Source organism: Peribacillus sp. 05N428 (assembly GCF_056397085.1).
In genome coordinates this window covers 57,369-83,703 of record NZ_JBFTMS010000022.1, presented here as the reverse complement: position 1 = coordinate 83,703, position 26,335 = coordinate 57,369, and the positions used below count along the sequence as shown (strand labels likewise).

The 26,335-nt window shown below is 41.4% G+C and carries 25 protein-coding genes; 5 read left to right on the top strand and 20 right to left on the bottom strand.

What is annotated here, in order from left to right; genetic code table 11:
• Positions 1–116: IS3 family transposase (locus AC1DIV_RS19140; RefSeq protein WP_477576969.1), on the top strand; the 116-nt coding region annotated here is incomplete at its 5' end.
• Between the two features lie 56 nt (positions 117–172).
• Here AC1DIV_RS19140 and AC1DIV_RS19135 read toward each other — a convergent pair.
• The 4 genes from AC1DIV_RS19135 to AC1DIV_RS19120 all read right to left on the bottom strand — a co-directional run bounded on the left by AC1DIV_RS19135 (position 173) and on the right by AC1DIV_RS19120 (position 4,158).
• The gene (locus AC1DIV_RS19135) at positions 173–928 is read right to left on the bottom strand and encodes a YjbA family protein (RefSeq protein ID WP_034314514.1); all 756 of its coding nucleotides are present in this window, start codon (positions 926–928) and stop codon (positions 173–175) included.
• Between the two features lie 114 nt (positions 929–1,042).
• Complete coding sequence (locus tag AC1DIV_RS19130; RefSeq protein ID WP_340875290.1) at positions 1,043–1,807, bottom strand: DUF2268 domain-containing putative Zn-dependent protease; 765 nt, start codon at positions 1,805–1,807, stop codon at positions 1,043–1,045.
• Between the two features lie 126 nt (positions 1,808–1,933).
• Positions 1,934–3,172: a beta-ketoacyl-ACP synthase II gene (gene fabF, locus AC1DIV_RS19125; protein WP_048686925.1), complete on the bottom strand. Its 1,239-nt coding sequence runs from the start codon at positions 3,170–3,172 to the stop codon at positions 1,934–1,936.
• A 50-nt stretch (positions 3,173–3,222) separates the two neighbouring features.
• Entirely contained in the window at positions 3,223–4,158 is a 936-nt protein-coding gene (locus tag AC1DIV_RS19120) for a beta-ketoacyl-ACP synthase III (protein ID WP_340875285.1), read from the bottom strand.
• 202 nt (positions 4,159–4,360) lie between these two features.
• Here AC1DIV_RS19120 and AC1DIV_RS19115 point away from each other — a divergent pair, with 202 nt between their 5' ends.
• A complete protein-coding gene (locus AC1DIV_RS19115; protein ID WP_048686923.1) occupies positions 4,361–4,582 on the top strand; it encodes a hypothetical protein in 222 nt (73 codons plus the stop codon).
• A 42-nt stretch (positions 4,583–4,624) separates the two neighbouring features.
• Here AC1DIV_RS19115 and AC1DIV_RS19110 read toward each other — a convergent pair whose 3' ends face one another.
• The 3 genes from AC1DIV_RS19110 to AC1DIV_RS19100 form a co-directional block, all read right to left on the bottom strand.
• Positions 4,625–4,807 (bottom strand): ComZ family protein, encoded by a 183-nt coding sequence (locus AC1DIV_RS19110; protein WP_034314525.1) that lies wholly within the window; start codon positions 4,805–4,807, stop codon positions 4,625–4,627.
• A 211-nt stretch (positions 4,808–5,018) separates the two neighbouring features.
• Positions 5,019–5,852, bottom strand: coding sequence for a hypothetical protein (locus AC1DIV_RS19105; RefSeq protein WP_048686921.1), 834 nt, complete (start codon positions 5,850–5,852; stop codon positions 5,019–5,021).
• A gap of 102 nt (positions 5,853–5,954) precedes the next feature.
• Positions 5,955–6,677, bottom strand: a complete 723-nt coding sequence (locus AC1DIV_RS19100; protein ID WP_048686919.1) for an alpha/beta fold hydrolase — start codon at positions 6,675–6,677, stop codon at positions 5,955–5,957.
• A gap of 294 nt (positions 6,678–6,971) precedes the next feature.
• Between AC1DIV_RS19100 and AC1DIV_RS19095 the strand changes: the two genes are divergently transcribed.
• Positions 6,972–7,163, top strand: a complete 192-nt coding sequence (locus AC1DIV_RS19095) for a YjzD family protein (protein WP_048686917.1) — start codon at positions 6,972–6,974, stop codon at positions 7,161–7,163.
• A gap of 82 nt (positions 7,164–7,245) precedes the next feature.
• Here the strand turns inward: AC1DIV_RS19095 and clpB are convergent, their stop codons facing one another.
• The 5 genes from clpB to AC1DIV_RS19070 all read right to left on the bottom strand — a co-directional run bounded on the left by clpB (position 7,246) and on the right by AC1DIV_RS19070 (position 13,967).
• On the bottom strand, positions 7,246–9,834 hold the full coding sequence (clpB, locus tag AC1DIV_RS19090) for an ATP-dependent chaperone ClpB (RefSeq protein ID WP_340875278.1): 2,589 nt from the start codon (positions 9,832–9,834) through the stop codon (positions 7,246–7,248).
• A 222-nt stretch (positions 9,835–10,056) separates the two neighbouring features.
• The gene (locus AC1DIV_RS19085) at positions 10,057–11,256 is read right to left on the bottom strand and encodes an FAD-dependent monooxygenase (protein WP_477577190.1); all 1,200 of its coding nucleotides are present in this window, start codon (positions 11,254–11,256) and stop codon (positions 10,057–10,059) included.
• A gap of 127 nt (positions 11,257–11,383) precedes the next feature.
• Entirely contained in the window at positions 11,384–12,496 is a 1,113-nt protein-coding gene (locus AC1DIV_RS19080; RefSeq protein ID WP_340875275.1) for a cupin domain-containing protein, read from the bottom strand.
• A gap of 30 nt (positions 12,497–12,526) precedes the next feature.
• Positions 12,527–13,018: a DinB family protein gene (locus AC1DIV_RS19075; protein WP_340875272.1), complete on the bottom strand. Its 492-nt coding sequence runs from the start codon at positions 13,016–13,018 to the stop codon at positions 12,527–12,529.
• 1 nt (position 13,019) lies between these two features.
• Complete coding sequence (locus AC1DIV_RS19070) at positions 13,020–13,967, bottom strand: fumarylacetoacetate hydrolase family protein (protein WP_323597956.1); 948 nt, start codon at positions 13,965–13,967, stop codon at positions 13,020–13,022.
• Between the two features lie 382 nt (positions 13,968–14,349).
• Here AC1DIV_RS19070 and AC1DIV_RS19065 point away from each other — a divergent pair, with 382 nt between their 5' ends.
• The gene (locus AC1DIV_RS19065) at positions 14,350–15,108 is read left to right on the top strand and encodes an IclR family transcriptional regulator (protein ID WP_340875271.1); all 759 of its coding nucleotides are present in this window, start codon (positions 14,350–14,352) and stop codon (positions 15,106–15,108) included.
• Positions 15,109–15,161: 53 nt separating this feature from the next.
• Here the strand turns inward: AC1DIV_RS19065 and AC1DIV_RS19060 are convergent, their stop codons facing one another.
• The 8 genes from AC1DIV_RS19060 to argC form a co-directional block, all read right to left on the bottom strand.
• Positions 15,162–15,341: a YjzC family protein gene (locus tag AC1DIV_RS19060; protein ID WP_034314546.1), complete on the bottom strand. Its 180-nt coding sequence runs from the start codon at positions 15,339–15,341 to the stop codon at positions 15,162–15,164.
• 617 nt (positions 15,342–15,958) lie between these two features.
• Positions 15,959–16,918 (bottom strand): ornithine carbamoyltransferase, encoded by a 960-nt coding sequence (gene argF / locus AC1DIV_RS19055; RefSeq protein ID WP_340875269.1) that lies wholly within the window; start codon positions 16,916–16,918, stop codon positions 15,959–15,961.
• Complete coding sequence (locus AC1DIV_RS19050) at positions 16,915–20,034, bottom strand: carbamoyl phosphate synthase large subunit (protein ID WP_340875266.1); 3,120 nt, start codon at positions 20,032–20,034, stop codon at positions 16,915–16,917. Before AC1DIV_RS19050 ends, argF begins: the two co-directional genes overlap by 4 nt.
• Positions 20,027–21,109 carry a carbamoyl phosphate synthase small subunit gene (locus AC1DIV_RS19045; RefSeq protein WP_048686899.1) on the bottom strand — a complete coding sequence of 361 codons (1,083 nt, stop codon included), beginning with the start codon at positions 21,107–21,109 and terminating at the stop codon, positions 20,027–20,029. The genes AC1DIV_RS19050 and AC1DIV_RS19045 overlap by 8 nt, the downstream gene beginning before the upstream one ends.
• An 81-nt stretch (positions 21,110–21,190) precedes the next feature.
• Positions 21,191–22,342, bottom strand: coding sequence for an acetylornithine transaminase (locus AC1DIV_RS19040; RefSeq protein ID WP_340875264.1), 1,152 nt, complete (start codon positions 22,340–22,342; stop codon positions 21,191–21,193).
• A complete protein-coding gene (argB, locus tag AC1DIV_RS19035) occupies positions 22,339–23,112 on the bottom strand; it encodes an acetylglutamate kinase (RefSeq protein WP_340875262.1) in 774 nt (257 codons plus the stop codon). The genes AC1DIV_RS19040 and argB overlap by 4 nt, the downstream gene beginning before the upstream one ends.
• Before the next feature lie 12 nt (positions 23,113–23,124).
• Entirely contained in the window at positions 23,125–24,357 is a 1,233-nt protein-coding gene (argJ, locus tag AC1DIV_RS19030) for a bifunctional ornithine acetyltransferase/N-acetylglutamate synthase (RefSeq protein WP_340875260.1), read from the bottom strand.
• Positions 24,358–24,373: 16 nt separating this feature from the next.
• Positions 24,374–25,411 (bottom strand): N-acetyl-gamma-glutamyl-phosphate reductase, encoded by a 1,038-nt coding sequence (gene argC, locus AC1DIV_RS19025; protein WP_048686891.1) that lies wholly within the window; start codon positions 25,409–25,411, stop codon positions 24,374–24,376.
• Between the two features lie 232 nt (positions 25,412–25,643).
• Here argC and AC1DIV_RS19020 point away from each other — a divergent pair, with 232 nt between their 5' ends.
• Positions 25,644–26,333, top strand: a complete 690-nt coding sequence (locus AC1DIV_RS19020; protein WP_477577189.1) for a Crp/Fnr family transcriptional regulator — start codon at positions 25,644–25,646, stop codon at positions 26,331–26,333.
• Positions 26,334–26,335 lie beyond the last annotated feature (2 nt).

Below are 26,335 nucleotides of genomic sequence, written 5' to 3'. Positions count from 1 at the left end.
ACTTTGAAAAGGAATTAGATGATTATATTCATTACTATAACCACAAACGAATGAAGGTAAAATTAAAAGACCTGAGTCCGATAGAATACCGAACTCAGGTCTTAGAAGCTGCTTAAATTATATGTCTAACTTTATTGGGTCAGATCATATCCTAACGGATCGTCTTTTTTGTTCATAAAATCGATGGGCTATCGCCAGCCTCCACTTGCCAAAGCTTTTCAAAAAAAGGCTGCCCCTTCACAAGATTTTCACAAAGTTGAAGGTGCTTCTCTGACCAGCCTTCCTTCATTTCTTCATATAACTCAAGCCAAGCTATCTGAAAATCCATTTCTTGAATGCTTTCATATTTCTCAGGGGCCCATTCTGTGTACCAATAGCGGATTTCAGCAGTGTTTTTCGCCGTGAATAATTGGTCCATGGCCATGAATAGCAATTGCTTAAGCTGTCTTTCTTTTCTTGTCAAACCGTTCATGAATAAGGGAGACGGCGACAAAATATGATATTCTTTCTCAGATGTAGGTTTTTCAGTAAAGGTGTAATCCATCTCATCATGGTTTTCTATCATGTCATAAACAATTTGTTCCTGCCGGGGAATTATTCTGCTTTTCCTAATCGGAATATGATAACCTATCGTATCAACAGCTAAAATTCCATTTCCGTCAGTCACGATAAAGCAATAGTCAAGCTGAATTCGCTCATGATTTTTCCTTGCATATGCTTTTTGATAAACATCATTCAGCAATGGCTTAGGTAATTCTGACAAGTCGTTTTCTATGTAGTGGAACAATGTTGATGACACTTTCAACAAAGGAACTTGATCTAGTAGTTCGATCCCGTCATCTTTCCTCCATTCATGAAAATGACAAATATTATAGCCGTTTTCTTCTCCTTCAAACCAGTTAACCCATACATCATGAAGATATAGCATCATTCATCCCTCACTTAAACAAATTTCTGTTTGTCAATCAGTATAGGCAGTAACCATACAATTTATTCCTATTCTAGAAAACAGATTAAGAAAAAAAGAACGTATATATTAGCTCTATTTTGATAAGAATTCTTCAGATTGAATAATGAATGATCTTTTCACGGAGAGTTTTTCAAAATTTTTCACCAGGTAATAGCCACTACAGTATCCAAGCATATATGGATATCCTTTCGACCCAAGCAGAAGTACATCATGAAGAGGATCTGTACGTTTTATCGTGTGCTTTTCCTCTAAATGCTTTCTCCAATATTCTCGTAGTTTATCTTCCTGATATAACTTAGTCCAATTCGCTAAATATTTTGTTCCTAAATATTTTCCCACCGTTCTTTCCGCCAGTCCTTCCATGATCATCGTATCAAGGAGAGTGAATTCTTTTTGGTCCTTTTTCAAATGATGCAGACGGCAAACATGATGGTATTCATGAATCAACAGGGCCTCCATTTCCTTTTCGGCTATCCCCTTTCCGTAAAAAAGGAATAGTTTATCTTTAAAGGCCAACCCTGACTTCGTTTCAACTTTTTTATTCCACATCCCTGTAGACATGAGCGGGAAAATATATATGGGAACATCTGGCCCTCCCCATAGCTTCTTATAAGCTGTAAACAAGCTTTGTGTTTTTTCCCATACATCGTTTTCTTGCAAGTCTTCCCATGTGAGTTTAGTTTTTTGATTCGGAGAATACATGCCATGCTTCAATAAATGATGATAAATCATATCCGCATCAAGGGTATCGTTGAAAGTGCTTTTAAGTCTTTCCATCATTAGGATCGGCCGGTTGAAATCCTTCCTCATCCATTCATTGGTTGAAATGACTCCCATTTCCCCATACACCTCCGCTTCTATTTACCATCGTATGATTTAATGAAGGCGGATGACACAATATATCCCTTTTCCCTTCAACATAAAAAAGAGCAGATCCCAAAAGATCTGCTCTTCCTTCAAAACTTATTGATATTTCTTGAAAAGAATCGTTGCGTTATGTCCACCGAATCCAAGTGAATTGCTGATGGCTGCATTGATTTCGCCCTTCCTTGCTTGATTCGGGACATAGTCCAAATCACACTCAGGGTCTGGTGTTTCAATATTGATGGTTGGAGGCAAAATGCTGTCCCTGATTGCCTGAATCGTGAATATTGCTTCCACACCGCCTGCTGCCCCTAACATATGGCCCGTCATTGATTTAGTGGAACTTATCGCAAGTTTATTAGCATGGTCGCCAAAGACTTCTTTGACTGCCATCGTTTCGTATTTGTCATTGTATGGCGTACTCGTTCCGTGGGCATTCACATATTGGATGTCTTCAGGATTCAAACCTGCATCCTCAATTGCAATTTTCATGGCTCTTGCCCCGCCTTCTCCACCTGGTGCCGGAGCGGTAATATGGAAGGCATCTCCTGTTGAGCCATAACCAGCTATTTCAGCATAAATCTTGGCTCCTCTATTCAATGCATGTTCAAGGTCTTCCAGAACGATGATTCCAGCTCCTTCACCTATTACAAAACCATCACGGTTAAGATCGAAAGGACGGCTAGCGGTTTGCGGATCAGGATTTGTCGATAAAGCCGTATTTGCACAGAAGCCTGCAACCGACATTTTTGTGATTGGCGCTTCGGCCCCGCCTGTAATCATGACATCGGCATCGCCCCGTTGAATGGCTTTAAACGCATCACCGATTGAGTTTGTTCCTGTTGCACAGGCTGTTACCGTACATGAATTGATTCCTTTTGCACCCAGTAAGATAGAAACCTGGCCGGCTGCCATGTCCGGTATCATCATTGGAACGAAAAATGGGCTAACCCGTTTATATCCCCTGTTTAAAAAGTTTTCATGCTGTGTTTCAAGTGTCTCCAGCCCGCCGATACCCGAACCGATCCAGACCCCGACACGTGCAGCATTTTCATCGGTTATTTCCAGCTTGCTATCATTATATGCCATAACGGAAGCTGCAATTGCATAATGGGTAAAACGGTCCATTTTGCGTGCTTCTTTACGATTTATATATGTTTCTATATCAAAGTCCTTGATTTCAGCAGCCACTTTAACGGGATATTCTTCAGCATTCAAACGAGTTAAAGGCCCTATTCCCGATTTCCCCTCGATTATATTCTTCCATCCAGTTTCTGCATCATTACCAACTGGAGAGATTGCTCCAATACCTGTTACAACTACACGACGATTAGTCATTGAAAATGGCTCCTTCCTATTTTTAAAGCTCTTACGATTTGTTTCTTCTTTTATTTACCCCACCTAAGAGCGATCGCTCCCCATGTAAGGCCACCACCAAAACCGACCATGACGATTAAGTCATTGTCCTTGATTCTTCCCGCTTCCATTTCTTCCACAAGGGCCATTGGAATGGACGCTGATGAAGTATTTCCATATTTATGAACCGTTTTTGTCATTTTTTCAAGCGGGAGACCCAGGCGTTCCCTTGAGGCTTCCATTATGCGTATGTTTGCTTGATGCGGAACAAGCAGATCCACCTCTTCCTTTGTCAAACCAGCTTTGTCTAATACACCCAGGCTGGATTCCCCCATCTGACGGACAGCAAATTTAAATACTTCACGTCCATTCATATGAATGAAATCTCCTTCCTGTAATAAGTGCTTCCCGCCAGTTCCATCTGCGCCTAATTCAAAGGAAAGGACCCCTTTGCCATCAGATACAGGTCCAAGTACAGCTGCACCCGCTCCGTCACCAAAAAGGACAGCAGTATTACGGTCTTCCCAATTGGTTACTTTCGAAAGTTTTTCAACACCGACAATCAACACATGCTTATATGCACCTGTCTTAATAAACTGCTGTGCCGTGATCATTGCATACATAAATCCGGCACATGCTGCACTTACATCCATTGCAGCTGCCTTCATCGCTCCCAATTTCTCTTGAATCATGCAAGCGACAGAAGGAAACGACTGATCAGGTGTAACGGTAGCCACAAGAATCATATCTATCTCTTCAGCCGAAATTTCCGCATTTTTCAATGCAGCTTTTGCGGCTTCATAAGCCATATCTGAAGTATCAATATCATCATTTGCAATTCTTCTTTCCTCAATACCCGTCCTGGTCCGGATCCACTCGTCAGAAGTGTCCATAATTTTTTCTAAATCCGCATTTGTAACGATTTTGTCGGGTAAGTAGCGGCCAAGCCCTAGTATTCCAGCATTCATCTTGCCATCCCCTTATATTTTAATGAGTTATTATAATCATCTATTATTACCTGGTACTAATTTTATATAAAAAAAGACTTCCTTGCAAGAGTTAACAGTTTTAAAAGCTAAAGAAATCTCTTTCGGAAGCCGGTCAAGCGCCTATGCCAGGGGAAATTCAGGGACATACATTATATATAAAAGGAGCAAAGGAGGACTCATTATGGACATCTTCAATCGCAACCGCGAAAGAAACCCGGATGATCATTTTTCGAATTTGATGTTTGGCAGGAAACCCGAACCGGAGCAAGAGGAATCGGAGGTTGATTACTTGCAATTGATGGCGAGCGTTGAAACATTGATGGGCTTGTACAGTCAATACAAACCGACCATTGATAAAATCAATCTGAACCCATTGATCGCCAAGTTCTTGAAAAAAGAATAAAAAAAATCAAGGCTGCCCTTTATCGGGACAGCCTGCCTTTAATTAACGCTGAGCATCTTGTTTGCCAAGCTCATAAGCTTCTTGCATTACGCTTTTAAAGAGCTCCATGAATGGCTCTGCCATCTCCATTGAAAATGGAATCCCGCTTGCCTCAAGCTTCGCTTTAGCCTCTGGGAAGTATTTCATGGCGATTCCCATAAATTCAAGAGTTTTATCTGAACTCATTCGCGTTTCCCCCCTATCTTTTGAATATTAATCAATTGATTTGTGATGCCCAAATAATATCATAATTCCACAGGACCCTTTCGTAAAGGGCGCACATATAAAATCATGGATATCTTTTGATGTTCTTCCTATCCTTGTACATTATAGTACAAGACATATAGATTAGAGGCAACTATACCGTTTTGTTCTTCTCAATAACGAAATTATTTGTTTAATCACGCTTTCTCCACTTTTTAAGTAAGTTTAATCGTTTATTATGTTTTTTTTGTAATGCAATGCCTTCTTCCGGTTCCATTTTGCATTGCACTTCAAATATTGTTCCTTTATTGATTTTAGTTGTTGATTGTTGGGGAGTGAATGAATCCATGCTTTCACCAAATATTAGCTTGGCACATTCATTCCAATGATCATCAATAGAGCTGCACAATTGGATGTCCCTATCGGAACTTGAGGTTAGCACCGCTTCCAAGGCATTAACAAAATCAGTGATATAGAGAGCATCAAAGGTATATTCGGCAGCAATTGCCGCTTTGATATCAGACTGCCCAAGCTGATTGATTCCAGCTTCAAAGCTCATGCCTTCCGATTGCCAAGGTCCATAAATCGTCGGTAAAAATATGATTTTTGCAGAATCGATTTCACGAATCGAGCTTAATATGGAATGAAATATACTGACATCTTTTTCAATGGGCATGAAAAGAACGAAATTGGGCGTTTCATTCTTGCCATTTTTGAATTTCTCAATGAAGGAAACGATTTCGCCTATCAGAAAATCGATTTTGTCCATTTTGCCGCTTTGAATATCGTAACAAGAGATGAACACCGTGTCCTGCTGTGAAATATCCAATAATTTAAGTTTATTTATCGGAAAGTATATATAATTTGAATTCCTTCCTATTTCAAATTCCTTTTCTTCCATAATATATTGATTTGCTTCGGAATCATCCCAATCGATTCCGATTACTTCTTTCCCTTGGTTCAAAAAATATTGAGTCACATAGAAGCCCACAAATCGATAAGTGCCTATGACAATGTTTGTTTGCATAAATACAGCCTCCTCGTATGCCATCAAGCCCACTTCACCCGGCACGTCTAGTTTTTTTAGATGCTGTATCGTATGCAAACTATTGTGAAAATATATCTCTTCTCATAAAATCTCTTCATTCTCATTGAAAAACTTTTGTATTTGATAGGGGATTTTATAACGTTTTTCGGGCAATATATACGTCAGCTGCAAGTCTGCTTTTCTGGCCAGCTGGATTTGCCGATAAAGGGAGGCTTGCTCTTTCCGTAAGCTTCCAAAAACCTGAATCACTTTCATGGGGATATTCTCTGCGATAACTGAATCTTCAGTGTCCAGGATATGCTGTTCACATTCTGCCGGATCGAGCTCATATGCAGCAGCAACCTCTGACAGCCATTTTTTATAGAAGAACTTATTTTCCTTTTCTTTTTCCAGTTGTGCTTTCAAGGAAAAAACCGGATCGATCAATACGACAGACCGAATTTTATTTCCAAGTTCATTCATTAGCTTTAGGGCAAGTAGTGCGCCTGTCCCCTCTGCCAATATATGAACCCTTTGATTGACTATTTCTTTTTTCATGAAAAGAATATATAGGTTAAGGGAAAGGTCCAGTGCTTTAGGACTGCCCCAGTTGGCCCCGTGAAAATTAGAAGAAAATAGCGTGTATCCGTATTCCTTTAAATATTCCAATATCTGCAGCCTGCCTGGATGCTGCAGCCAAAAGCTGCTGTCTTTTTCGACAAAATGACTACGGTCTCCAATTACCATTACGGAAAAACCACTGGGTCGCTCTGGATAATAGATGATATTCCATTGGTCATCAATTTGAAAAGTTCGTTGTTCCATCGTTCAAACTCCTTTAAGGAATATTACTACTACTATATTAATTTATGACGAAAAATAGAAAGGGTCAGTGGAAACGCCTAACTTCTTATCTTAAATTAACCAAGCAGGGACGATTTTTGTTTTTATTCCCCCGATGATTTCCCTTTTGAAGTTTTGAACCAGCTTGTCTGCCAAAAAATTTCTCTTATGATTTAATGTATTGAATTATTTAAAGGTTATTATTAAAAACACGTTTTAACTGTATATTAATTATGGTAAGATAAAAATGAATGTAGTGGAATGAGGTGAAATTCGATGCGTTATGCTTGGACAATTTTTTGGACATTCTTATTAGTGCATATGACTGTATATGTTGTTTCTTCCATGATCGGAGTTTCATACGATGCTGCGCAGGGAACTATTCTAGGATTAGCTGCTGCTATCCTGATTTGTATCATCCCAGCTATCATGCCTGCCGGACCAGCTAAAGACTCCCATCAACATTAAGAAGCAAAAGAGGACATCCTTTTTAGGATGTCCTTTTTGTTATACCGAACTTTGGATACGGATAAACTGCATATTAACGTTTTTATTTAAGGACCAATTCATCATGGTCATAATCAATCGTGATTCCTTCTTTAAGCTTAACAGTCCCAGCTATGATTTTACGGGCGATTTTCGTTTCGAGATGCTTTTGGATGAATCGCTTCAGCGGTCTAGCTCCATATACCGGATCATATCCCTGGTCCGCAATGAATTCCTTAGCCGCTTCTGTGACGTTGAGGACTATATTTTGTTCAGTTAACCTAACTTGTAATTGATGAACCATTTTATCTACGATTTCAACGATTTCATGTTTCGTCAGAGGTTTGAATAAAACAATGTCATCCACTCGATTCAAAAACTCCGGACGGAAATGCCCTCTTAATTCTTTAAAGACCTGATCTTTTATTTCTTCTTCAATGCCACCATCCACCCGGTTGGATTGCAATAAGAAATGGGAACCGATATTGGAAGTCATGATGATGACCGTATTTTTACAGTTGATTGTCCTGCCTTGGGAGTCTGTTATTCTTCCATCATCCAACATTTGCAATAAAATATTGAAGACTTCAGGATGCGCCTTTTCAATTTCGTCCAGTAATATGACTGAGTATGGGTTTCTCCTTACAGCCTCCGTAAGCTGGCCGCCTTCCTCAAATCCAACATAACCGGGAGGTGCACCAACAAGTCGGGACACGGAATGTTTCTCCATATATTCCGACATATCAATTCGAATCATATGTTCCTCACTATCGAATAATGTTTCTGCCAAAGCTTTTACCAATTCGGTTTTACCGACACCAGTCGGCCCAAGAAAAATGAATGAACCGATTGGTCTGTTTGGATCTTTTATTCCAGCCCTTGCTCTTAAAACAGCATCGGATACGAGTTCCACCGCTTCTCCTTGACCGATTACGCGTTCATGCAGGATATCTGATAGGCGAAGCAGCTTCTCCCTTTCACTTTCCACCAGCTTGCTTACCGGAATCCCTGTCCACCTTGCCACAATCGAGGCAATTTCCTCCTCCGTCACTTCCTGGCGAAGCAATCGTGATTCCTGTTTTTCCTTTTCCAATTCGTCTTCCATTGCTTCCAATTCTTTTTGAAGCTGCGGAATCCTTCCATGCCGAAGTTCAGCTGCCCGGTTAAGGTCATAGTCATTCTCTGCCTGTTCCAGTTCATGACGCAGTTTCTCAAGCTCTTCACGTTTGTCCTGCACCTTTTGAAGCGCTGATTTCTCCATTTGCCACTTGGATTTCATGCTATTCGCTTGATCCTGAAGTTCTGATAGTTCTTTTTGAAGCACTTCCAGCCTTGCTTTGCTTTGAGGGTCGTCTTCATTTTTCAGGGCCGCTTCTTCAATTTCAAGTTGCATGACTTTTCTCGTGATTTCATCCAACTCGGATGGCATGGAGTCGATTTCCATGCGGATCATCGCACATGCTTCATCCACAAGATCAATCGCTTTATCCGGTAAAAACCGCTCCGTTATATATCGGTTCGAAAGGACAGAGGCTGCAACGATCGCCCGATCATGTATCCTGACGCCATGATGAATTTCAAACCGTTCCTTTAATCCCCGCAAAATTGAAATCGTATCTTCAACATCCGGTTCAGGAACCAGAACCTGTTGGAAACGGCGTTCCAAAGCCGGATCCTTTTCAATATATTGCCGATATTCATCAAGGGTCGTTGCACCGATACAATGCAGCTCACCGCGCGCAAGCATCGGCTTTAACATATTTCCGGCATCAAGGGCGCCATCCGTTCTTCCTGCACCGACAATTGTATGCAATTCATCAATGAATAAGAGAATTTTTCCATCACTCTTCTTGATCTCATTCAACACCGCTTTTAGGCGTTCCTCAAATTCACCTCGGAATTTGGCCCCTGCGACAAGTGCACTTATATCGAGTGAAAAAACGGTCTTATCCTTTAAACCTTCCGGCACATCCTTCCTGACGATCCTTTGAGCCAACCCCTCGACAATCGCTGTTTTACCTACTCCAGGTTCTCCTATTAATACAGGATTATTTTTCGTTTTCCGTGAAAGGATCCGTATGACGTTACGGATTTCCGTATCTCGACCGATTACTGGATCGACCTTACCCGATTTAACCTCAGCAACGAGATCTCTGCCGTATTTTTTCAGTACTTCATAAGTGCTTTCAGGATTTTGACTAGTCACTCGCTGATTCCCCCTTATATCGCTTATAACCCGTTTTGCTTTATCATAATCAATTCCATATGATGAAAATAGCCTGTTTACATTCGTTCTATTGACTTGCAAAGACGCAAGCAGTATATGCTCGACAGATAAGTATTCATCCTCCCACATCTGCATTTCCTTTTCGGCAGCCGTCAGAACTTGCTGTAGGGAGGATGACATGTAAACCTGGGAAACACCCCCGCTCACTTCCGGTAATCCATCCAATTCCTTATTCAGCACTATATCAAAAAGATTCACCGATTTACCAGATTCCGATAAAATCCTGATTAATAAACTTTCATCCTGTTCCATTAAGGCCTTTAATAAATGAAGCTCCGTCAGCTCGGGATTCCCTCTTTCATTGGCTAGTTCCTGACCGCCAGTGAATGCCTGTTGTGTTCTCTCCGTCATTTTATTAATATCCATCTTGAAACCTCCCATTCATCTATATCATGAACGAATCCCCACTGGGTTTGACCAATTTTGACCTTTATATTTTCATTATACTTCTAATTCTCCCTATGTAAAGGAAAGTTATAAGAAATGCAGTAGTTTGGAAAATAAACGGAAAAAGCCTTTCTTCATATAGAAGAAAGGCAGACCCATTTGTAACATGGATAAATTCCTTTATGGATGAAACAAAATGGTTTATGCTTTCACGGCCGTTTTATTGTAACCATGAAATTCATCGATGAATTGGAAATCCCTATCCGTCCGACCTGCAAGGATCGTATCTCGGAGCAGAATGCCTGCATCGGTCGTATTGTGGATGATTTCCCCCCACATTCTAGCACTCGTTTGAACATTTGCCGTACGTGGAATGCGTTCCTCCTGATATTCCAAAAATGCCTGTTCAATGTCATTCCCATGCTTATGGAGCATATCAGACAAATAAGCTGCATCTTCTAAAGCCTGGCAAGCGCCTTGTGCCAAGTATTGAAGCATCGGATGTGCCGCATCGCCCATAAGCGTAATTCTTCCTTTTGTCCAATTATCAATTGGTAAACGGTCATACATCGGCCAGCGGCGTTGTCTTTGAATGAATGAAATCGCATTCTGAACAAGCTCACAAGTTCCGGCAAATACACGGTCCATTTCTTCCGGTGTTCCCCATTGATCTGTTTTTTCGTTTTCTTCCGTATATTGAGAACTTTTGAAAACCACTACTTGGTTATAAAGTTCTCCCCTTCTAACCGGATATTGAACAAGATGAAGGTCTGGCCCAATCCACATGTATACATCATCTAAATCCCCATGGCTCGTAACCTCCTCCATCGGGATCGCTCCCCTGTATGCAACATATTGAGAGCAGACCGGCTGATCTTCCACAAAAAGTTTCCGTGCCTTGGACCATAATCCATCGGCTCCAATGACAGCAGTTCCTGAATGTTGGGACCCGTTGGCAGAAGTAACCGTCACTTCACCTTCATACTCTACTGTCTCAATAATGGTTTGATTCGTGACCAGTTCGATATACGGGTTCTTTTCACAGGCTTCAGCCAATACTTTATGCAAATCGGAACGATGCAAAACAACATACGGAGCTCCATATCTTTCTTTATAAACATCACCTAAATCCAAAGCGGAAAGCTCTTTTCCGGAAAAGGCGTCCATCAGCACCAATCTTTTTGGAAATACTGCAATATCATTGATTTTATCCATGACACCCAAACGCTGCAATACGTTGGTGGCATTTGCTGCAAGCTGAATCCCTGCACCAATTTCCCCAAATTCGGGAGCTTGTTCTAGGACTTTTACATACTGTTTTGTTTCTGCGATTCCTAAAGCAGTTGCCAATCCGCCAATTCCCCCACCGATAACGATGAATGGTTTTTTTTCTGTGTTCATCATCAATTCCCCCTATATTAGTTGCTTTAAGCCAAAGTTGCGGACCACTACCACAGTAAGCGTTTTCATTCGAATGGCATTCATCTATTCACTAGTATCTTAGCTGAAGATTCCAAACCTATTATTTTCAAACCAAAACAGGCTTGAATTCACTTTCAACCTTTTGGTACCCATTGTTTGTGTCTAATTCTTGTTGCTGTTCCAAATCGAATCTTTCCATTATTGGTAGGTCGTTTACCGAGAATAAGTAAGAATCCGCATCTGCAACGTGCTCATGCCATGCCCAATTCGGAACGACGAAATAATCTCCCTTGGACCAGTCAAAACGAACGCCATTAATGACCGTATAGCCTGATCCTTGGTGCACTTGATAAATCGTGGAATGGGTATGGCGATGGGCTTTCGTATGGAAACCTTTAGGAAGTTTCTGCATCCATGCCCCCATCGTCGGATTGGCCGTTTGGCCATTTGATGGATTGATATATTCCACGGCAAAACCTTCATATGGATCCGGTTCGAAATTCATCAATCCTTCTATTGCTGCTTTGGTGCCCTTCCATTTGTAATTGGCAAGCGGTGCCACTTGTGAATAACGGTCGGATACTGGACGAACCATTCCGCCTTGATAACGGAGCTCTGAAAAATTATCCGGCCGTTTAGGCGTTTCAATCCGATCTGGATATGGTTCAAAGAAAGTGCCGCCTATGGAATAGATGGTTGGGATATCAAGGGCATCCATCCAAATCATTGGTTTTTCCCCAACATGTCCATGACCATGCCATAAGTTTTTAGGCGTGATCAAGAAATCTCCTTCTTCCATGAAGATCCTTTCTCCCTGCACGATGGAGTAGGCACCTTCACCATTCGTAATGAAACGAAGTGCACTTTGGGAATGACGGTGGGAAGGGGCCACTTCACCTGGCAACAAAAGCTGGACCGCTGCATAAAGCGTTTGTGTTGTTGAAGCCCATCCCCAAGGCTGGCGATAAGTAAGGCCAGGGTTTTGAAAATAAATCGCCCTGCGCTCCCCGCCTCGGTCAGGTGTGAAGATTTCAGCCGCTTCCATCAATTTTTTTGTTAAAAGCTCTTCTTTCCATAAATAAGCATGCGCATGAGGTTTAGGTTCATGGTCCATCAGAGCGGGAATGGCTTCCCACAGCGGCCCAAGGTTATACTGCTGAATATCCTTTGTAAAATCTTTTACGATTGTACTATTCATGTATTCCGATTTTTCAGCCATATTAATCCCTACTTTCTTTTTTATCTTGCCTCACTGGATTTTAGAAAGATTTCGCTTAATTTGATCATAATGTCCTGAAACATGCTCATCGATGAAGTGATCGACTATATAGGAAACTGGTTTGTTTCCGAATTTAGCGAAATTCCGGTGTGGCGATTCTTTGGATAGTGTTTCTTCATCTAAATTCCCGAGACCGCTCTCCACTTTATATTTAAGCCCCTCCACTTGCTTCATGACATCATCCACAGCAAGTTTGTCTGTATCGGTAACCGCCGCCAATCGGGCTGGATCTTGCAATCCACGCCCCCATTCGGCTCCAGGCATCGCTATTACAGTTTCCACTTCACCTAACCAATAAGGAATGGCTTCAGCTAAATGGGAAAGTATCTGCATGATTGACCATTCATCCTCTGCTGGTCTAAATCGGATCGTTTCTTCCGGTAGGTTTGCCGTTGTCTCAAGAATATGCTCGATGGATTGTTGCACTGATTGGATTGATGTCCCGATTCCCTGATAAGCCATTTTATTTTCCCTCCCCGACACGTCTCACACGGTTTTCAAGATAACCTATTTTGTCGATTTCGATTTTGACAACGTCACCATCTTTTAAGAACACTTGCGGATCACGGGCTACTCCTACCCCACCCGGTGTTCCTGTTAGTACGATGTCACCTGGTTCAAGAGTCATTAAGTTCGATAAGAATTCAACTAGATACTTCACATCGAATACGAAGTTGGATGTATTCGTTTTTTGGCGTTCTTCACCATTTACCGTTAATCGGACATTCAAGCCCGATGGATCGGACAGTTCATCGGAAGTGACTAACCAAGGCCCCATCGGAGCACTTCCTTCAACCGTTTTCCCTTGTAGCCACTCAAGTGTACGCCGTTGGATATCACGGTAAGTGACATCATTCGCAATTGTATAACCAGCTACATAATCAAGAGCATCTTCTTTTGAAACATTACGTGCTCTTTGTCCGACAACAAAAGCGAATTCCGCTTCATAATCCAGTTGTTCCGAGATTGGGAAAAACGGTATATCATCCTGGGGACCGATAACTGTATTGGCGAACTTTGCGAATACTACAGGGAATGGCGGCAGTTCACGGCCCATTTCAGCAATGTGTTCACGGTAATTATGGCCGACACAAATAATTTTGCTTGGCTTTTGGACAGGGGCCTCAAGCTTTATATTTTCAATTTCATGTACCAATTGATGTCTGAAGGAATCACGATTGCTAATAGCGTAGTCAGCAGCCTTTTGCGCGATGGAAAGGCTTTCATTTCCTCCCTGTAAAAACTCCTCCATTGTTGCAGGGACATAAGCGTCAGCAATTTGTTCACTGCGAAGTTTCCCTTCGCTTTCAAGTAGCGCTTGATAGGCATAGTTCAAGTCAACTACTACATTTTCCGGGTAAATTGCACCGATGCGTTTAAATCCTTGACTGCTGAACGTTACTAATTTCATATTCATTCTCCTTTATTAATCTGGATTTTTTTAAAACCTCTTTTGATGCCAACATCCTAATTCTGCTGGATTCGCTTCACAAACCAGAATTTGAATGACTGTACACCTTATCCATTCCACTTATAGATAACATTGTTCACTATTTATATAAATAATAACTCAATTTTCGCAATATTGTCAAGAAAGTATTGCAAATTTTTGTGCAAATGTTATCATCTACACCATTATCAGTACTGCGGAATCAAAAAGTTCGTTATTCATTTAATAGGAACATATATTGATAGCTTCAAGCATCCGGCGGTTTTTTCTGCTGAATTTCATGTATATTTTACATATTCTGATATACTAGACCTAAATTAAAACAGATTAGGGAGATTGATTTATGGAAATCGTAAAATCCGGTTCGACGATTCAATCATTACAAATAGGGATGAGCATCATAGATTTACTTGCTTCCCAAAGAACTCCTTTAAGATTCTCTGATATTCAGGAATTAACGGAGATAACGAAAAGTAACCTCTATAAGTATTTGAATACTTTGACTCAACTGGAGTTACTATATCGCGATAAGACAACCGGTATGTATCACCTTGGGAGCAAATTGATTCAATACGGAATGGCAGCGATAGGAAATGAGGATGTAACGAGCAGAATAACTCCTTATTTACAGGAAATCAGTCACCATACTTCCTGCACGGTCCTTTTTTCCGTTTGGACATATGATGGACCAATCACTGCAAAAATATGGAATTCCAATCAAAACTTAAACATAGGGGCACAGTTAGGTACGCGACTTCCGCCATCATCCTCTTCCGGAAAGGTATTCACTGTATTTCAGGATCCTTCCTTGACGGCGGAATGGATTGAAAAAGATCGTAATGTTACGGGCTCGTTCATTAAAGAAACAAATGAATATGATGAAATTCGGAAATACAAAATAGCTTTTGCCAAAGAGCCTCTTGTACCTTCCGTTTCCTCCATGTCCATTCCGGTTTTTAATTATAATTCCGAATTGTTGGGAGCAATCACTGCCGTTGGGTTCACCGAGAACATTCCTGATCATTATGAAGATCCTTTAAGCGTCTATTTAAGGAAAAGCTGTTTGGAAATCTCGAATATATTCGGTTATTCCGCTGAATAGAAAAAAGCAGGAAGAAGGATGGCGACCATTCCTTTTTCCTGCTTTTAGATGTTTCATGGCTTCCGCTTATAGGTCCATATCCGATTATGATTGGATGTTTCAGGAAAAGAATCCCCAGCATCAAGCTTTACCATTTTCGGATTCACTACCGTGCTGCCCGTTTCACCGATTTCTACGTAGGTCCCATTATTCGGTGCCTTCTGTCCTGGCTTAAATTGACGATTTTGCCCCATAGATTTCACCCCTTTACATGCTTTCCCTGTTATTATTACCAGGTTCCTACCTTTCATGTCAGAAAAATTAGGTACATACAGGAAATTCGGCTAATTAAAAAGCGTCTGTTCTCTGAGCAGAACGTCTTTTTAGGTTTTTAAAAATTGACCGTCGATTGGAACGTAGGACACTCGCGCCATTGCGCCTGCGGGGTCTCCTTTGGACGCGCTTTTCCCGCAGGAATCTCGAACACCCACTCCAATCAACTTTGTTTTAACATTAAGGATAGATCCTTTTACCTGCAGTCCTTTTTGTTTTAAAAAATGGATTAAAACTCGAGGTAATAGGGATGCTTTTCTATACATGGTTCTATTCAGCGAGATCAATTTGAAATGATTTACTTTAAATCAACTGGTACCATCGAACCTTTTGGTTCGTAAAATGAAGGCAACAATTGGTGTCTTTTTTCATTTAAACTTGATGGAAGATATGTTTTAGAGGTAGGACGCCCAAGTATTGATCAAGTTATTATTTTCTAACTGCTACAAATAAAATCAAAAAGGTTTCGGAATGAGACCATTCCGAAACCTTTTTTTCTACAAACTGAGTGACTGATCTCTGAGGTAAGCTTTTTTGGTTAAGACATTAAGTCCACCAGGACCGCCTTTTGGGCATGAAGGCGATTTCCGGCTTGGTGGAAAACGACGGAATTAGGACCATCGATGACTTCAGCCGTAACCTCTTCCTCCCGATGTGCAGGCAGGCAATGCATGAATAAATAATCTTCTTTAGCAAGTTTTACTAGCTCACCATTGATTTGATAATCTTTAAAAGCTTCTAAGCGGATACCATTCTCGATTTCCTGCCCCATGGAAGTCCAAACATCCGAATAGACGATATCCGCATCTTTTATGGCCTCCGAAGCTGAGGTTGTCACCAAAATTTCACTGCCAGTCTCTTCTGCCACTTTTTTAGCATAGGCGACGACCTTTTCATCAGGTTTGTAGGCGTCAGGACACCCAATGGAAAAATCCATTCCCATTTTTGCACAGCCTACCATCAATGAATTCGCAACATTATTGCCATCACCGATATAACTCATCTTCAAGCCTTTTAACTGCCCTTTTATCTCGATGATCGTCAAGAAGTCTGCAAGTACCTGACAAGGATGTGCAAGATCTGTTAACCCATTGATGACTGGGATAGAAGCATTTTCTGACAATTCCAGGATTTTGTCATGCTCGAAGGTACGAATCATGATGCCATCAATGTATTCAGAAAGGACTTTTGCAGTATCGGAAATCGTTTCACCACGTCCAATTTGCAAGTCATTGCCACTTAGGAACAAAGCGTGCCCGCCAAGCTGCATCATGCCCACTTCAAAAGAGACACGGGTACGGGTAGACGATTTTTCAAAGATCATCCCCAGTGTTTTCCCTTTTAAAGGCGTATATTCTTCACCTGCTTGCAATTTGCCTTTAATGGTCTGCGCTAGCTTTAACAAATCTGCAATTGCCGTTGGTGTGGACTCTTTCATGGTCAAAAAATCTTTTCCATTTAAAATCTTCGCTTGTGTCGGTGCCGTCATTGAACTCATACGTGTGACACTCCTTTCGTATATGGTACAAGCCATTCCTGAAGCGAGGTAACCCCTGGATCAGCATTATCCACCGATTGCAGATAGGCCTTGAACGTCTCTTCTTCCGTAAAAGCAAGCAGTCGGTATTTCGCTGCAAGTAACCTTAGCTGCTTATCTTCCTCCGTTGTTCCATATGCCAAAACGACCGCCGCATTTCCTTCATTTAACCATTTATCAAAATCTGAATTCCCCAATGTCAAACCTGCTTCTTTGATTTGCACTAACAGGTCTTCACTTAATTGAACTGATTCTGATTGATAAACGCCTGTGGTATGATTAGCTTTTTGAGCATGGAACACTTTTGTCAACGCTTCATTTACCGTTTCCCCGATGGCGATTCCTTCACCTGTTGATTTCATTTCCGGACCTACCTTCGAATCAAGTCCGCTTAGTGCAAAAGTAGAGAATACGGGATATTTGACAACTGCATATGGAATTTCATCCATTAAGCCTGTTTTTTCGAACGCATTCGACAATGAATATTTCCCAAGCAATATTTTTGTCGCTATTTGCACTAAGGCCACATCGGTCACTTTACTGATGATTGGAATTGTTCGACTTGCACGAGGATTCACTTCCAATACGTATACACTATTTCCCTCGATCACGAATTGGATGTTCATAAGACCTTTATAACCAAGTTCACTAACTAGTTTTTTAGCATAAAGGGTCATTTTATCTTTAATATCATCCGTTAAGGATTGAGCTGGCAATAAAGCCATGCTATCTCCTGAATGGACGCCTGCTTTTTCTATATGTTCGGCAATGATGGGAATATAAACATCATTTCCATCAGCAATCAAATCGATTTCGGCTTCCTTCCCTGGAATATAGGAATCGATCAACACGGGATAGATTAGTGCCGTTCCATTAGCCATTCTATTCAACAAGCTTTCCTTGGAGCGGATGATTTCCATTCCCTGGCCGCCAATTACATAGGATGGGCGTAAGAGTACCGGAAAGCCGATGGCCTCTGCCCGGGAAATTAATTGTTCTTCTCCATTAGCCATTGAACCTGGTACATGGGGGATATCCAGTTTTTGAAGAAGCTGATAAAAACGATCACGATCTTCTAATTGATCAAGCGTATCGAAGGATGTCCCCAACAAATTGACCCCGTATTCTTCCAGGCCTTTAGCAAGGTTTATCGCAGTCTGCCCGCCAAACTGGACGATAACATCTTTTATGTCTTCCGCTTCTATTACATTAAGAACATATTCAAGGGTCAACGGTTCGAAATAAAGGCGATCTGCTGTCGCAAAATCCGTGCTTACCGTTTCCGGATTATTATTGATCATGATCGTTTCAACATTTTCATCCTGGAGTGCATAAACACCGTGAACTGAACAATAATCAAATTCTATTCCCTGACCGATGCGGATCGGGCCGCTGCCAATCATCAAGACTTTCTTTTTATCCGTTTTTTGCTGTTCGTTCTCACCAAAATATGTTGAATAGTGATAGTTTGTATGTGATTCGAACTCGGCTGCACATGTATCAACCGTTTTGTAAACCGCCGTAACACCCAGTGATTTCCTGTGTGCTCTCACTTCCATCTCATTTACTTTCCATACGGAAGCAAGATAGCGGTCTGAAAAGCCCTTTTCCTTGTATGACTGAAGTTCTTCCCTTGTTACCTGATCGATTGCCTTAGCTTCAATCTCCATTTCGCTTTGGATCAATGAAGCAAAGGATTTAAGGAAGAAATAATCTATGGCTGTCGCTTCATGGATTTCTTCAATCGTCACGCCTTTTCTAAGCATTTCAAAAATGACAAAGATTCGTTCATCCGATTTTTCGGCAAGCTTTCCCCAAAGTTCAGGAATGGTTTTATTTTTCAGTGATGATAGCTGCAGCCCAATCGTTTTCAATTCCAAAGAATCGACGGCCTTTTGGACTCCACCCTCAAAGCTGCGGTGTAAAGCCATGACTTCACCAGTTGCCTTCATCTGTGTTCCCAATTTGCGGTCGGCGGTCGTGAATTTATCGAATGGCCACCTCGGGAACTTCACCGCTACATAGTCAAGCGCAGGTTCGAAACTTGAATATGTGCTTTTCGTTACAGGATTGATGAGCTCCGATAAATCGTAGCCGACAGCGAGCTTTGCCGCTATGCGGGCAATGGGATAACCTGTTGCTTTTGAAGCTAGTGCCGATGAACGGCTGACGCGCGGGTTCACTTCTATTAAATAATATTGCTTGCTATTCGGATCAAGTGCAAATTGAATGTTACAGCCGCCTATAATCCCTAAAGCAGAGATGATTTTAATGGATGCGGCACGCAGCATCTGAAACTCATCGTCCGATAAAGTCTGTGATGGTGCCACGACGATCGAATCACCTGTATGGATCCCTACCGGATCGATATTTTCCATATTACAGATAGTGATGCACGTATTGTTGCCATCTCGCATAACCTCATATTCGACTTCCTTAAAACCAGCTATACTTCTTTCAATCAAGCATTGTGTAATTGGGCTTTCTTGCAGTCCGCCCCGTACAAGTTCCTTAAAGGTCTCCAGTGAATCGGCAATACCACCGCCAGTTCCGCCGAGTGTATATGCGGGACGAACGATGATGGGGAAACCGATTTTGTCGGCAAAAGCCAGCGCTTCTTCAAGAGTATGGACAATCGTACTATCGGGAACGGGTTCACCTATTTCAAACATCAACTCACGGAACAGCTCACGATCCTCCCCTTTTTTGATAGAATCGATCGGAGTTCCCAATAATTTGACCTTATATTTTTCAAGTATTCCAGCATCATCCAACTGATAAGCTAGGTTCAATCCTGTTTGACCGCCTAATGTAGCGAGCAGGCCATCCGGCTTTTCTTTGGAGATGATCTTTTCCAGTACATCAACCGTTAAAGGTTCGAAATAAACAGCATCCGCATTCATATCATCAGTCATGATTGTTGCCGGATTGTTATTGACCAGTATGACTTTATATCCTTCTTCCTTTAAAGCGAGGCAGGCCTGTGTACCTGCATAATCGAATTCGGCGGCCTGCCCGATGACAATCGGCCCCGAACCAATCACTAAAATGGTCTGTATCGTGTCGTCCTTAGGCATAAGCTTTTTCTCTCCCGCTATAATCATTTATCATTTGTAAAAAGTCTTTGAATAGTAATGAACTCTCGATAGGTCCTGGATTTGCCTCTGGGTGGTACTGGGTAGTGAAGATTGGCAAGTCTTCATGCATGAGTCCCTCAACCGTGTTATCATTCACGTTTCTGAATCTCACTTGAAGCGATGTTCCTTGCAAGCTCGGTTCATCAACCTCGTAACTATGATTCTGCGAACTCATATACACCTTTTTCGTTTTCAAATCGACCACGGGCTGATTCGCACCGCGATGTCCAAACAGCATTTTTTTTGTATTTCCACCTAAGGCAAGGGCCGTTAATTGATGACCGAGGCAGATGCCCATCGTGGGAAAACTCGTAATGATCTTTTTTATGTTTCCTAAAAGGTATTCAAGCTGTTTTGGATCCCCAGGCCCATTTGAAAGCAAAATACCATCTGGCTTCAAGTCCTTGATTTGCTCGAATTCCGTATCGAATGGTACGACAGAGACTCGGCAGCCTTGAGCGACCAATGAATCCAGGATTGATTTTTTATAGCCGAAATCCATCATCACAACGTGCTTGTCGCCTCCACCAAATCTCTCGACAACCTTTGTGGATACCTCAGCTACATGGGCTGATAAACCATTCAGGCTGGGTACGACAGTGTATTTTTCTTCAGCTGTGATGACTGCCTGCATGGAACCTTCCTGTCTTATATTTTTAACGACCGCTCTTGTGTCCACATGGCTTAAAAGAGGAATGTTCCACTTGTCTAAATATTCACCAATTGAATATTTAGCCTGATAATGGGAATGGCTCATATTTCCTTCATATACAATCACACCGGCAACATGCGGCTTTTTACTTTCAAAATCATGTTCATTGATTCCGTAATTTCCGATTAGTGGGTATGTGAAGATGACAATCTGGTCCTTATATGAAGGATCTGTCAACACTTCTTGATATCCGGTCATTCCTGTAAAAAAGACAATCTCTCCAGTGATTGTTTTTTCAGTCGATTTAGTCAGCAGTTCCCCTTCAAAGACGGAACCATTCTCTAAATATAGATAGCTTTTCATGATCTTCACCTCTTTAGATGATGTATATTTATATATACAATAGCATAATTATTCATTTTATTCTATAAAAATTCAATAAATTTAGACAGTTTGTTTTATTGCCAATACTTTTTTAATTTTATTTATCGCCGTATCGATCTCCGATTCGGAAACAGTCAGGGATGGAAGTAAACGAAGTACTTTAGGACCTGCACTCAATACAAGTAAGCCCTCTTCTTGCAATTCCATTAAAAACACCTGAACATCTTGTTTACATTCAATTCCGACCATCATTCCCAGACCGCGAATCTCTTTCACTTCTTCGATGCCATTCAATGCTTTTGCCAATTCGCTCTCAAGGTATTCCGCCTTTTTAACGGTTTCTTTTAAAAACCCTGATTGAAAAATTTCCTTTAATACAGCTTCGGCTGCTGAGACACTAACTGGATTCCCTCCAAAAGTGGATCCATGACTTCCAGGGTCAAAGAATACAGACAACTCTTCCTTCCCAATCATCGCCCCGATTGGCAGGCCATTTCCCAACCCCTTTGCCGAAGTGATGATGTCCGGCAGGATATTGAAATGCTGGAATGCAAATGGCTTTCCTGTACGTCCTATCCCAGTCTGAATTTCATCTATGATAAGGAGAGCTCCGTGTTCTTGGCATTTAGTTTGAATCGCGTCCAGATATGATTGCTGTACAACATGGATGCCGCCTTCACCTTGCACGATTTCAATCATTACAGCTGCCGTATTTTCATCGATGGCTGCTTTCATGGCATCATGATCATTAAATGGAACATATTCGAACGAAGCTAGCATCGGTCCGAAACCAGTCTTGATTTTTTCCTGTCCCGTTGCCGCCATCGTTGCAAAAGTACGGCCGTGGAAAGACTGCTGACAAGTGACAATTTTGCTTTTCCCGGTAGCTTTACGTGCTAGTTTGATGGCTGCCTCATTCGCCTCGGCACCGCTGTTGGCAAAGAACACCTGACTTAAACCAGAGGCATCAGCCAGCATTTTTGCTGTCCGTTCCTGTATGGAACTTTGAAACATGTTCGATACATGCCAATATTTATTAAGTTGTTCCGCCACGGCCATTTTTACCTTCTCATGACAATGTCCAAGATTCAAAACTCCGATTCCGGATGTGAAATCCAGATACTCTTTACCTGTTTCACTCGTAATCTTCGATCCTGACGCTTTTCTTGGCTCAATGTCCCACCTAGCGTATGTAGGAAATAAAGAACTCATTGAAATACCCCTTCTTCCTGAAGAAATTTTGTACCGATGAATTGTCCGCCTTGATAAAAATGATCTTTCCCACTAACGATCATCACTTCTTCAATCCCTTTATTCAGCACCGACAAGGCTGTATTGACTTTCGGGATCATTCCGCCATGTATACTTCCATCCATGATCAAATTCTTCGTTTCCGTTTCATTCAATTTCTCAATGATCTGCCCATTCTTCAAGACCCCCTGAACATCGGTCACAAATAAACACATATCAGCCGATAGTGCCTTAGCTACAGACCCGGCAGCCATATCGGCATTCACATTTAATTTATTGCCTTCTTCGGTAGATGAAATGGGCGTCAATACCGGACAATAGCCTTTTTCGAATAAAAGCCCGAATAATTCCGTATTGACTTGTTGTATTTCACCAACAGCCCCAAGTTTCTGTTCATCGATATACTCACCTGTGAGAATTCCGCCGTCCGAGCCATTTAAACCGACTGCCTTGATGCCATGGGCTTCCAATTTATGAACGAGGCTGCGGTTCGATTTGCCTGCCAGCATAAGTTCCACAATTTCCAGCACTTCTGTGGTCGTTTTTCTTAACCCATCTTCAAATACTGGTTCAATTTCAAATTTTTCAAGCATTGAATTTATATCAGGGCCGCCCCCATGCACAAAGACAATATGGTATCCCCGGTTTTGTAACTCTTTAATACTATTGAAAAACGACTCCGATAACTCATTAATGATGCTGCCGCCGCACTTTATGACTAATATGTTCATACTTTTCACCTCTTACGAACGATAGCTTCCGTTTATTTTCACATAATCATAGGTTAAATCGCAGCCCCATGCCGTGCCTGATTCATTACCATCTTTCAAATAAACATGAATGATGATACTTTCATTTTCCAAGTATGCTTTGGCTTCTTCCTCAGAAAACATAATCGGCTCACCGTCTTTAAGTACGACGATATCACCAAAAACGATCGTTGTTTGATCCGGATTGAATCTCACTCCGCTTCTTCCCATTGCAGCTATGATTCGTCCCCAGTTTGCATCCGCTCCAAAAGCTGCCGTTTTCACAAGATTTGAACCGACGATCGTCTTCGCCATCATCTGTGAATCTTGTTTCGTATGCATGCCATGAACATTCACTTCTATCAGTTTAGTCGCACCTTCTCCATCTTTCGCAATTTGTTTGGCGAGGTTTTCGGAAGTTTGTTTTAATAATTCCAGGAAAATGGACCATTCTGGATGGTCAGGTGTCAAAGGTTCATTGTTCGCTTCTCCATTCGCGAGCACCAACACCATGTCGTTCGTTGAACAGTCGCCGTCAACCGTGATTTGATTGAATGTATCATTGGTAATCGAGGATAATGCTTGCTGTAAATCATGCGGTTCAATGACGGCATCCGTCGTAATGAAACCTAGCATTGTGGCCATGTTTGGATGAATCATTCCCGAACCCTTTGCAGCACCGCCCATTTTCACGGTTTTACCGTCGATGATTGTTTCATAACCACAACTCTTCGTTACAATATCCGTTGTTAAAATGGCGGTACCGAAAGCTTCAGCAGCTTCAGGTGTATTTTCTGGCTGTAATGCCTCTATGCCGTTTCTTACTTTTTCCATTTCCATGAATTCCCCTATGACTCCCGTTGAAGCCACTGCAAATGAATGGTCCTCCAAACCGAACTTTTGAGCCGCAAGCTTCCTCATTTCATTTGCATCTTTTAAACCTTGTTCACCTGTACAAGCATTCGCACAAGCACTATTCACTACAATGCCGTGAAGTTTTCCAGTAACGGCAATACTGTCTTTCGTTACATTGATTGGAGCGGCTTGAACGACATTTTGTGTATAAACGGCCGCGGCTGAGGCTGGGACATCGGTAAAAATGATGCCAACGTCCTTTTTAGAATAGCGTAATCCTGCATGGACACCCGACGCTTTGAACCCTTGGGGCATTAAAATGTTTCCTTCTTGAATTTGTTTGATTTCTTCAACTGACTGTAGTGTATTCATTGGTTCCCTCCATAGTTTACGGATATAGCGGACTGTTCCATAGTCCAGCCGTTTCTTCTAGTCCCATTAATATATTTGCATTTTGAATGGCCTGCCCTGCGGCACCCTTCACTAAATTATCAATAACCGAAACCACCGTTACCTTACCTGTTCTTTCATCATAATCGACGCCAATGTCGCAAAAGTTCGATCCGTATACCTGTTTCGTGGATGGATAGCGATCAAGGGGCTGTACCCGAACAAATGGGTGGTTCTCGTAAACCGTTTCGTACAAATCCTTTAATTCAACATTTGAGGTTTCCCGATTTACCTTTATATACATCGTTGCCATAATCCCTCTTGTCATTGGAACAAGATGGGTATTGAAGGTAATGGGCTGTAAACCTGATGACCATCGCCCAAGCTGTTGCTCGATTTCCGGTATGTGTTGATGTTGATTCACCTTATATATCTTAAAGTTCTCATTCATTTCACTAAAATGGGTGACTGCAGAAGGTGATTTACCCGCCCCTGAAACCCCGGATTTTGCATCGATGATCACATCGGCATCCGCTCCGGCCAACCCTTCAGTGAATAAAGGGGCAAGACCTAATAGTGATGCGGTTGGGTAGCACCCAGGATTTGCAATGATCGTCGCTTTTTTTATAGCTTCGGCATTCCATTCAGCCAATCCGTATACGGCTTCTTCAATAATATGCTGAGGCGCTGCCGGTTTTTTATACCAGTTTTCGTATTCACCTGGAGTTTGAAGCCTAAGATCTCCTGATAGGTCGATCACTTTAATATCGAGATCAGAAAATTCCGAAATCAATTGCGATGAAACGCCCGAAGGAGTTGCAAGAAATACAATATCGGATTTTTTTGCAATCGCTTCCGGGTCGATTTCTTCTAATGTATCTTTCATATGCATTAAATGTGCATTTTCTTCATATAAACTTCGACCAAATTGGGATGAAGTATGCAATGATTTTATTTTAAATTGCGGATGATTATTCAAAAACCTTATTAGTTCCATTCCTCCATAACCCGTTGCACCTACTATTGATACGTTCATAAAACCATCTCCTATAATTTCAGGTCCCTGTCAATCTTTGATTCTATTATTATAAGACTGAATAAAAATAAAATCAAATGTATTTTTATAAAATTATAAACATAAATTTTAAATGAAATATTATCCAACGAAATTCCTAGAATTATCCAAAGTTGTTGACTACTAGGTTTTTTTCCGTTTAAATCAAAGGTAGTAATTGAGTAATGACGGTTTCTGAAAGGTGGTCATATGCATGAATGAATTATCGTTATCCAATCGGATGCAAGCAATTTTAGATAATAAACAACAAATTAAACATATGGAAAAAGGGCGCTACCTTTTTCATGAGAGCACCCCAGCAAGTGATTTGTATTACATTATAAATGGGAAAGTAGAAGTGAGTAAGGTTGTTCCCGACGGTCGGGAATTAACTATACGCATTAGTTCGGAGAATGATTTGGTTGGGGAGACAGTCTTATTTTCTCAAAATCCTAAATATATGATGAATGCAAAAATGATGGAAGATGGTACTGTCGCGGTTATTTCCAAAGAAGCATTAGAAGAAAAAATCGCCTCCGATAGCCATCTCGCAGTCGAGATGATGACATGGTTATCCGCTCAAAACCGTAAAAATCAGGCTAAATTCCGCGATATGCTCCTGCACGGTAAGAAAGGTGCATTTTACTCCACCCTCATCCGTTTATCAAATAGCTATGGCACTGAAGCGGAAGACGGCAAAGTTATCAATCTTCCCTTTACAAACCAAGAACTCGCCAATTTTTGCGGCACATCCCGCGAAGTAGTCAATCGAATGCTCGCTCAATTAAGGAAAAACAATGTCATCTCCATTAAAAAGGGCCGCATTACGATTCTTGACTTTRACTATTTGAAACAGGAAATCGACTGTGAAAACTGTCCAATAGAAATCTGTACAATCGATTGAAT

Bases quoted from the DNA above. Each gene is read 5' to 3' on its own strand.
- AC1DIV_RS19135 (WP_034314514.1), bottom strand. From the start codon at position 928: ATGCTATATCTTCATGATGTATGGGTTAACTGGTTTGAAGGAGAAGAA.
- AC1DIV_RS19130 (WP_340875290.1), bottom strand. From the start codon at position 1,807: ATGGGAGTCATTTCAACCAATGAATGGATGAGGAAGGATTTCAACCGG.
- fabF (WP_048686925.1), bottom strand. From the start codon at position 3,172: ATGACTAATCGTCGTGTAGTTGTAACAGGTATTGGAGCAATCTCTCCA.
- AC1DIV_RS19120 (WP_340875285.1), bottom strand. From the start codon at position 4,158: ATGAATGCTGGAATACTAGGGCTTGGCCGCTACTTACCCGACAAAATC.
- AC1DIV_RS19115 (WP_048686923.1), top strand. From the start codon at position 4,361: ATGGACATCTTCAATCGCAACCGCGAAAGAAACCCGGATGATCATTTT.
- AC1DIV_RS19110 (WP_034314525.1), bottom strand. From the start codon at position 4,807: ATGAGTTCAGATAAAACTCTTGAATTTATGGGAATCGCCATGAAATAC.
- AC1DIV_RS19105 (WP_048686921.1), bottom strand. From the start codon at position 5,852: ATGCAAACAAACATTGTCATAGGCACTTATCGATTTGTGGGCTTCTAT.
- AC1DIV_RS19100 (WP_048686919.1), bottom strand. From the start codon at position 6,677: ATGGAACAACGAACTTTTCAAATTGATGACCAATGGAATATCATCTAT.
- AC1DIV_RS19095 (WP_048686917.1), top strand. From the start codon at position 6,972: ATGCGTTATGCTTGGACAATTTTTTGGACATTCTTATTAGTGCATATG.
- clpB (WP_340875278.1), bottom strand. From the start codon at position 9,834: ATGGATATTAATAAAATGACGGAGAGAACACAACAGGCATTCACTGGC.
- AC1DIV_RS19085 (WP_477577190.1), bottom strand. From the start codon at position 11,256: ATGAACACAGAAAAAAAACCATTCATCGTTATCGGTGGGGGAATTGGC.
- AC1DIV_RS19080 (WP_340875275.1), bottom strand. From the start codon at position 12,496: ATGGCTGAAAAATCGGAATACATGAATAGTACAATCGTAAAAGATTTT.
- AC1DIV_RS19075 (WP_340875272.1), bottom strand. From the start codon at position 13,018: ATGGCTTATCAGGGAATCGGGACATCAATCCAATCAGTGCAACAATCC.
- AC1DIV_RS19070 (WP_323597956.1), bottom strand. From the start codon at position 13,967: ATGAAATTAGTAACGTTCAGCAGTCAAGGATTTAAACGCATCGGTGCA.
- AC1DIV_RS19065 (WP_340875271.1), top strand. From the start codon at position 14,350: ATGGAAATCGTAAAATCCGGTTCGACGATTCAATCATTACAAATAGGG.
- AC1DIV_RS19060 (WP_034314546.1), bottom strand. From the start codon at position 15,341: ATGGGGCAAAATCGTCAATTTAAGCCAGGACAGAAGGCACCGAATAAT.
- argF (WP_340875269.1), bottom strand. From the start codon at position 16,918: ATGAGTTCAATGACGGCACCGACACAAGCGAAGATTTTAAATGGAAAA.
- AC1DIV_RS19050 (WP_340875266.1), bottom strand. From the start codon at position 20,034: ATGCCTAAGGACGACACGATACAGACCATTTTAGTGATTGGTTCGGGG.
- AC1DIV_RS19045 (WP_048686899.1), bottom strand. From the start codon at position 21,109: ATGAAAAGCTATCTATATTTAGAGAATGGTTCCGTCTTTGAAGGGGAA.
- AC1DIV_RS19040 (WP_340875264.1), bottom strand. From the start codon at position 22,342: ATGAGTTCTTTATTTCCTACATACGCTAGGTGGGACATTGAGCCAAGA.
- argB (WP_340875262.1), bottom strand. From the start codon at position 23,112: ATGAACATATTAGTCATAAAGTGCGGCGGCAGCATCATTAATGAGTTA.
- argJ (WP_340875260.1), bottom strand. From the start codon at position 24,357: ATGAATACACTACAGTCAGTTGAAGAAATCAAACAAATTCAAGAAGGA.
- argC (WP_048686891.1), bottom strand. From the start codon at position 25,411: ATGAACGTATCAATAGTAGGTGCAACGGGTTATGGAGGAATGGAACTA.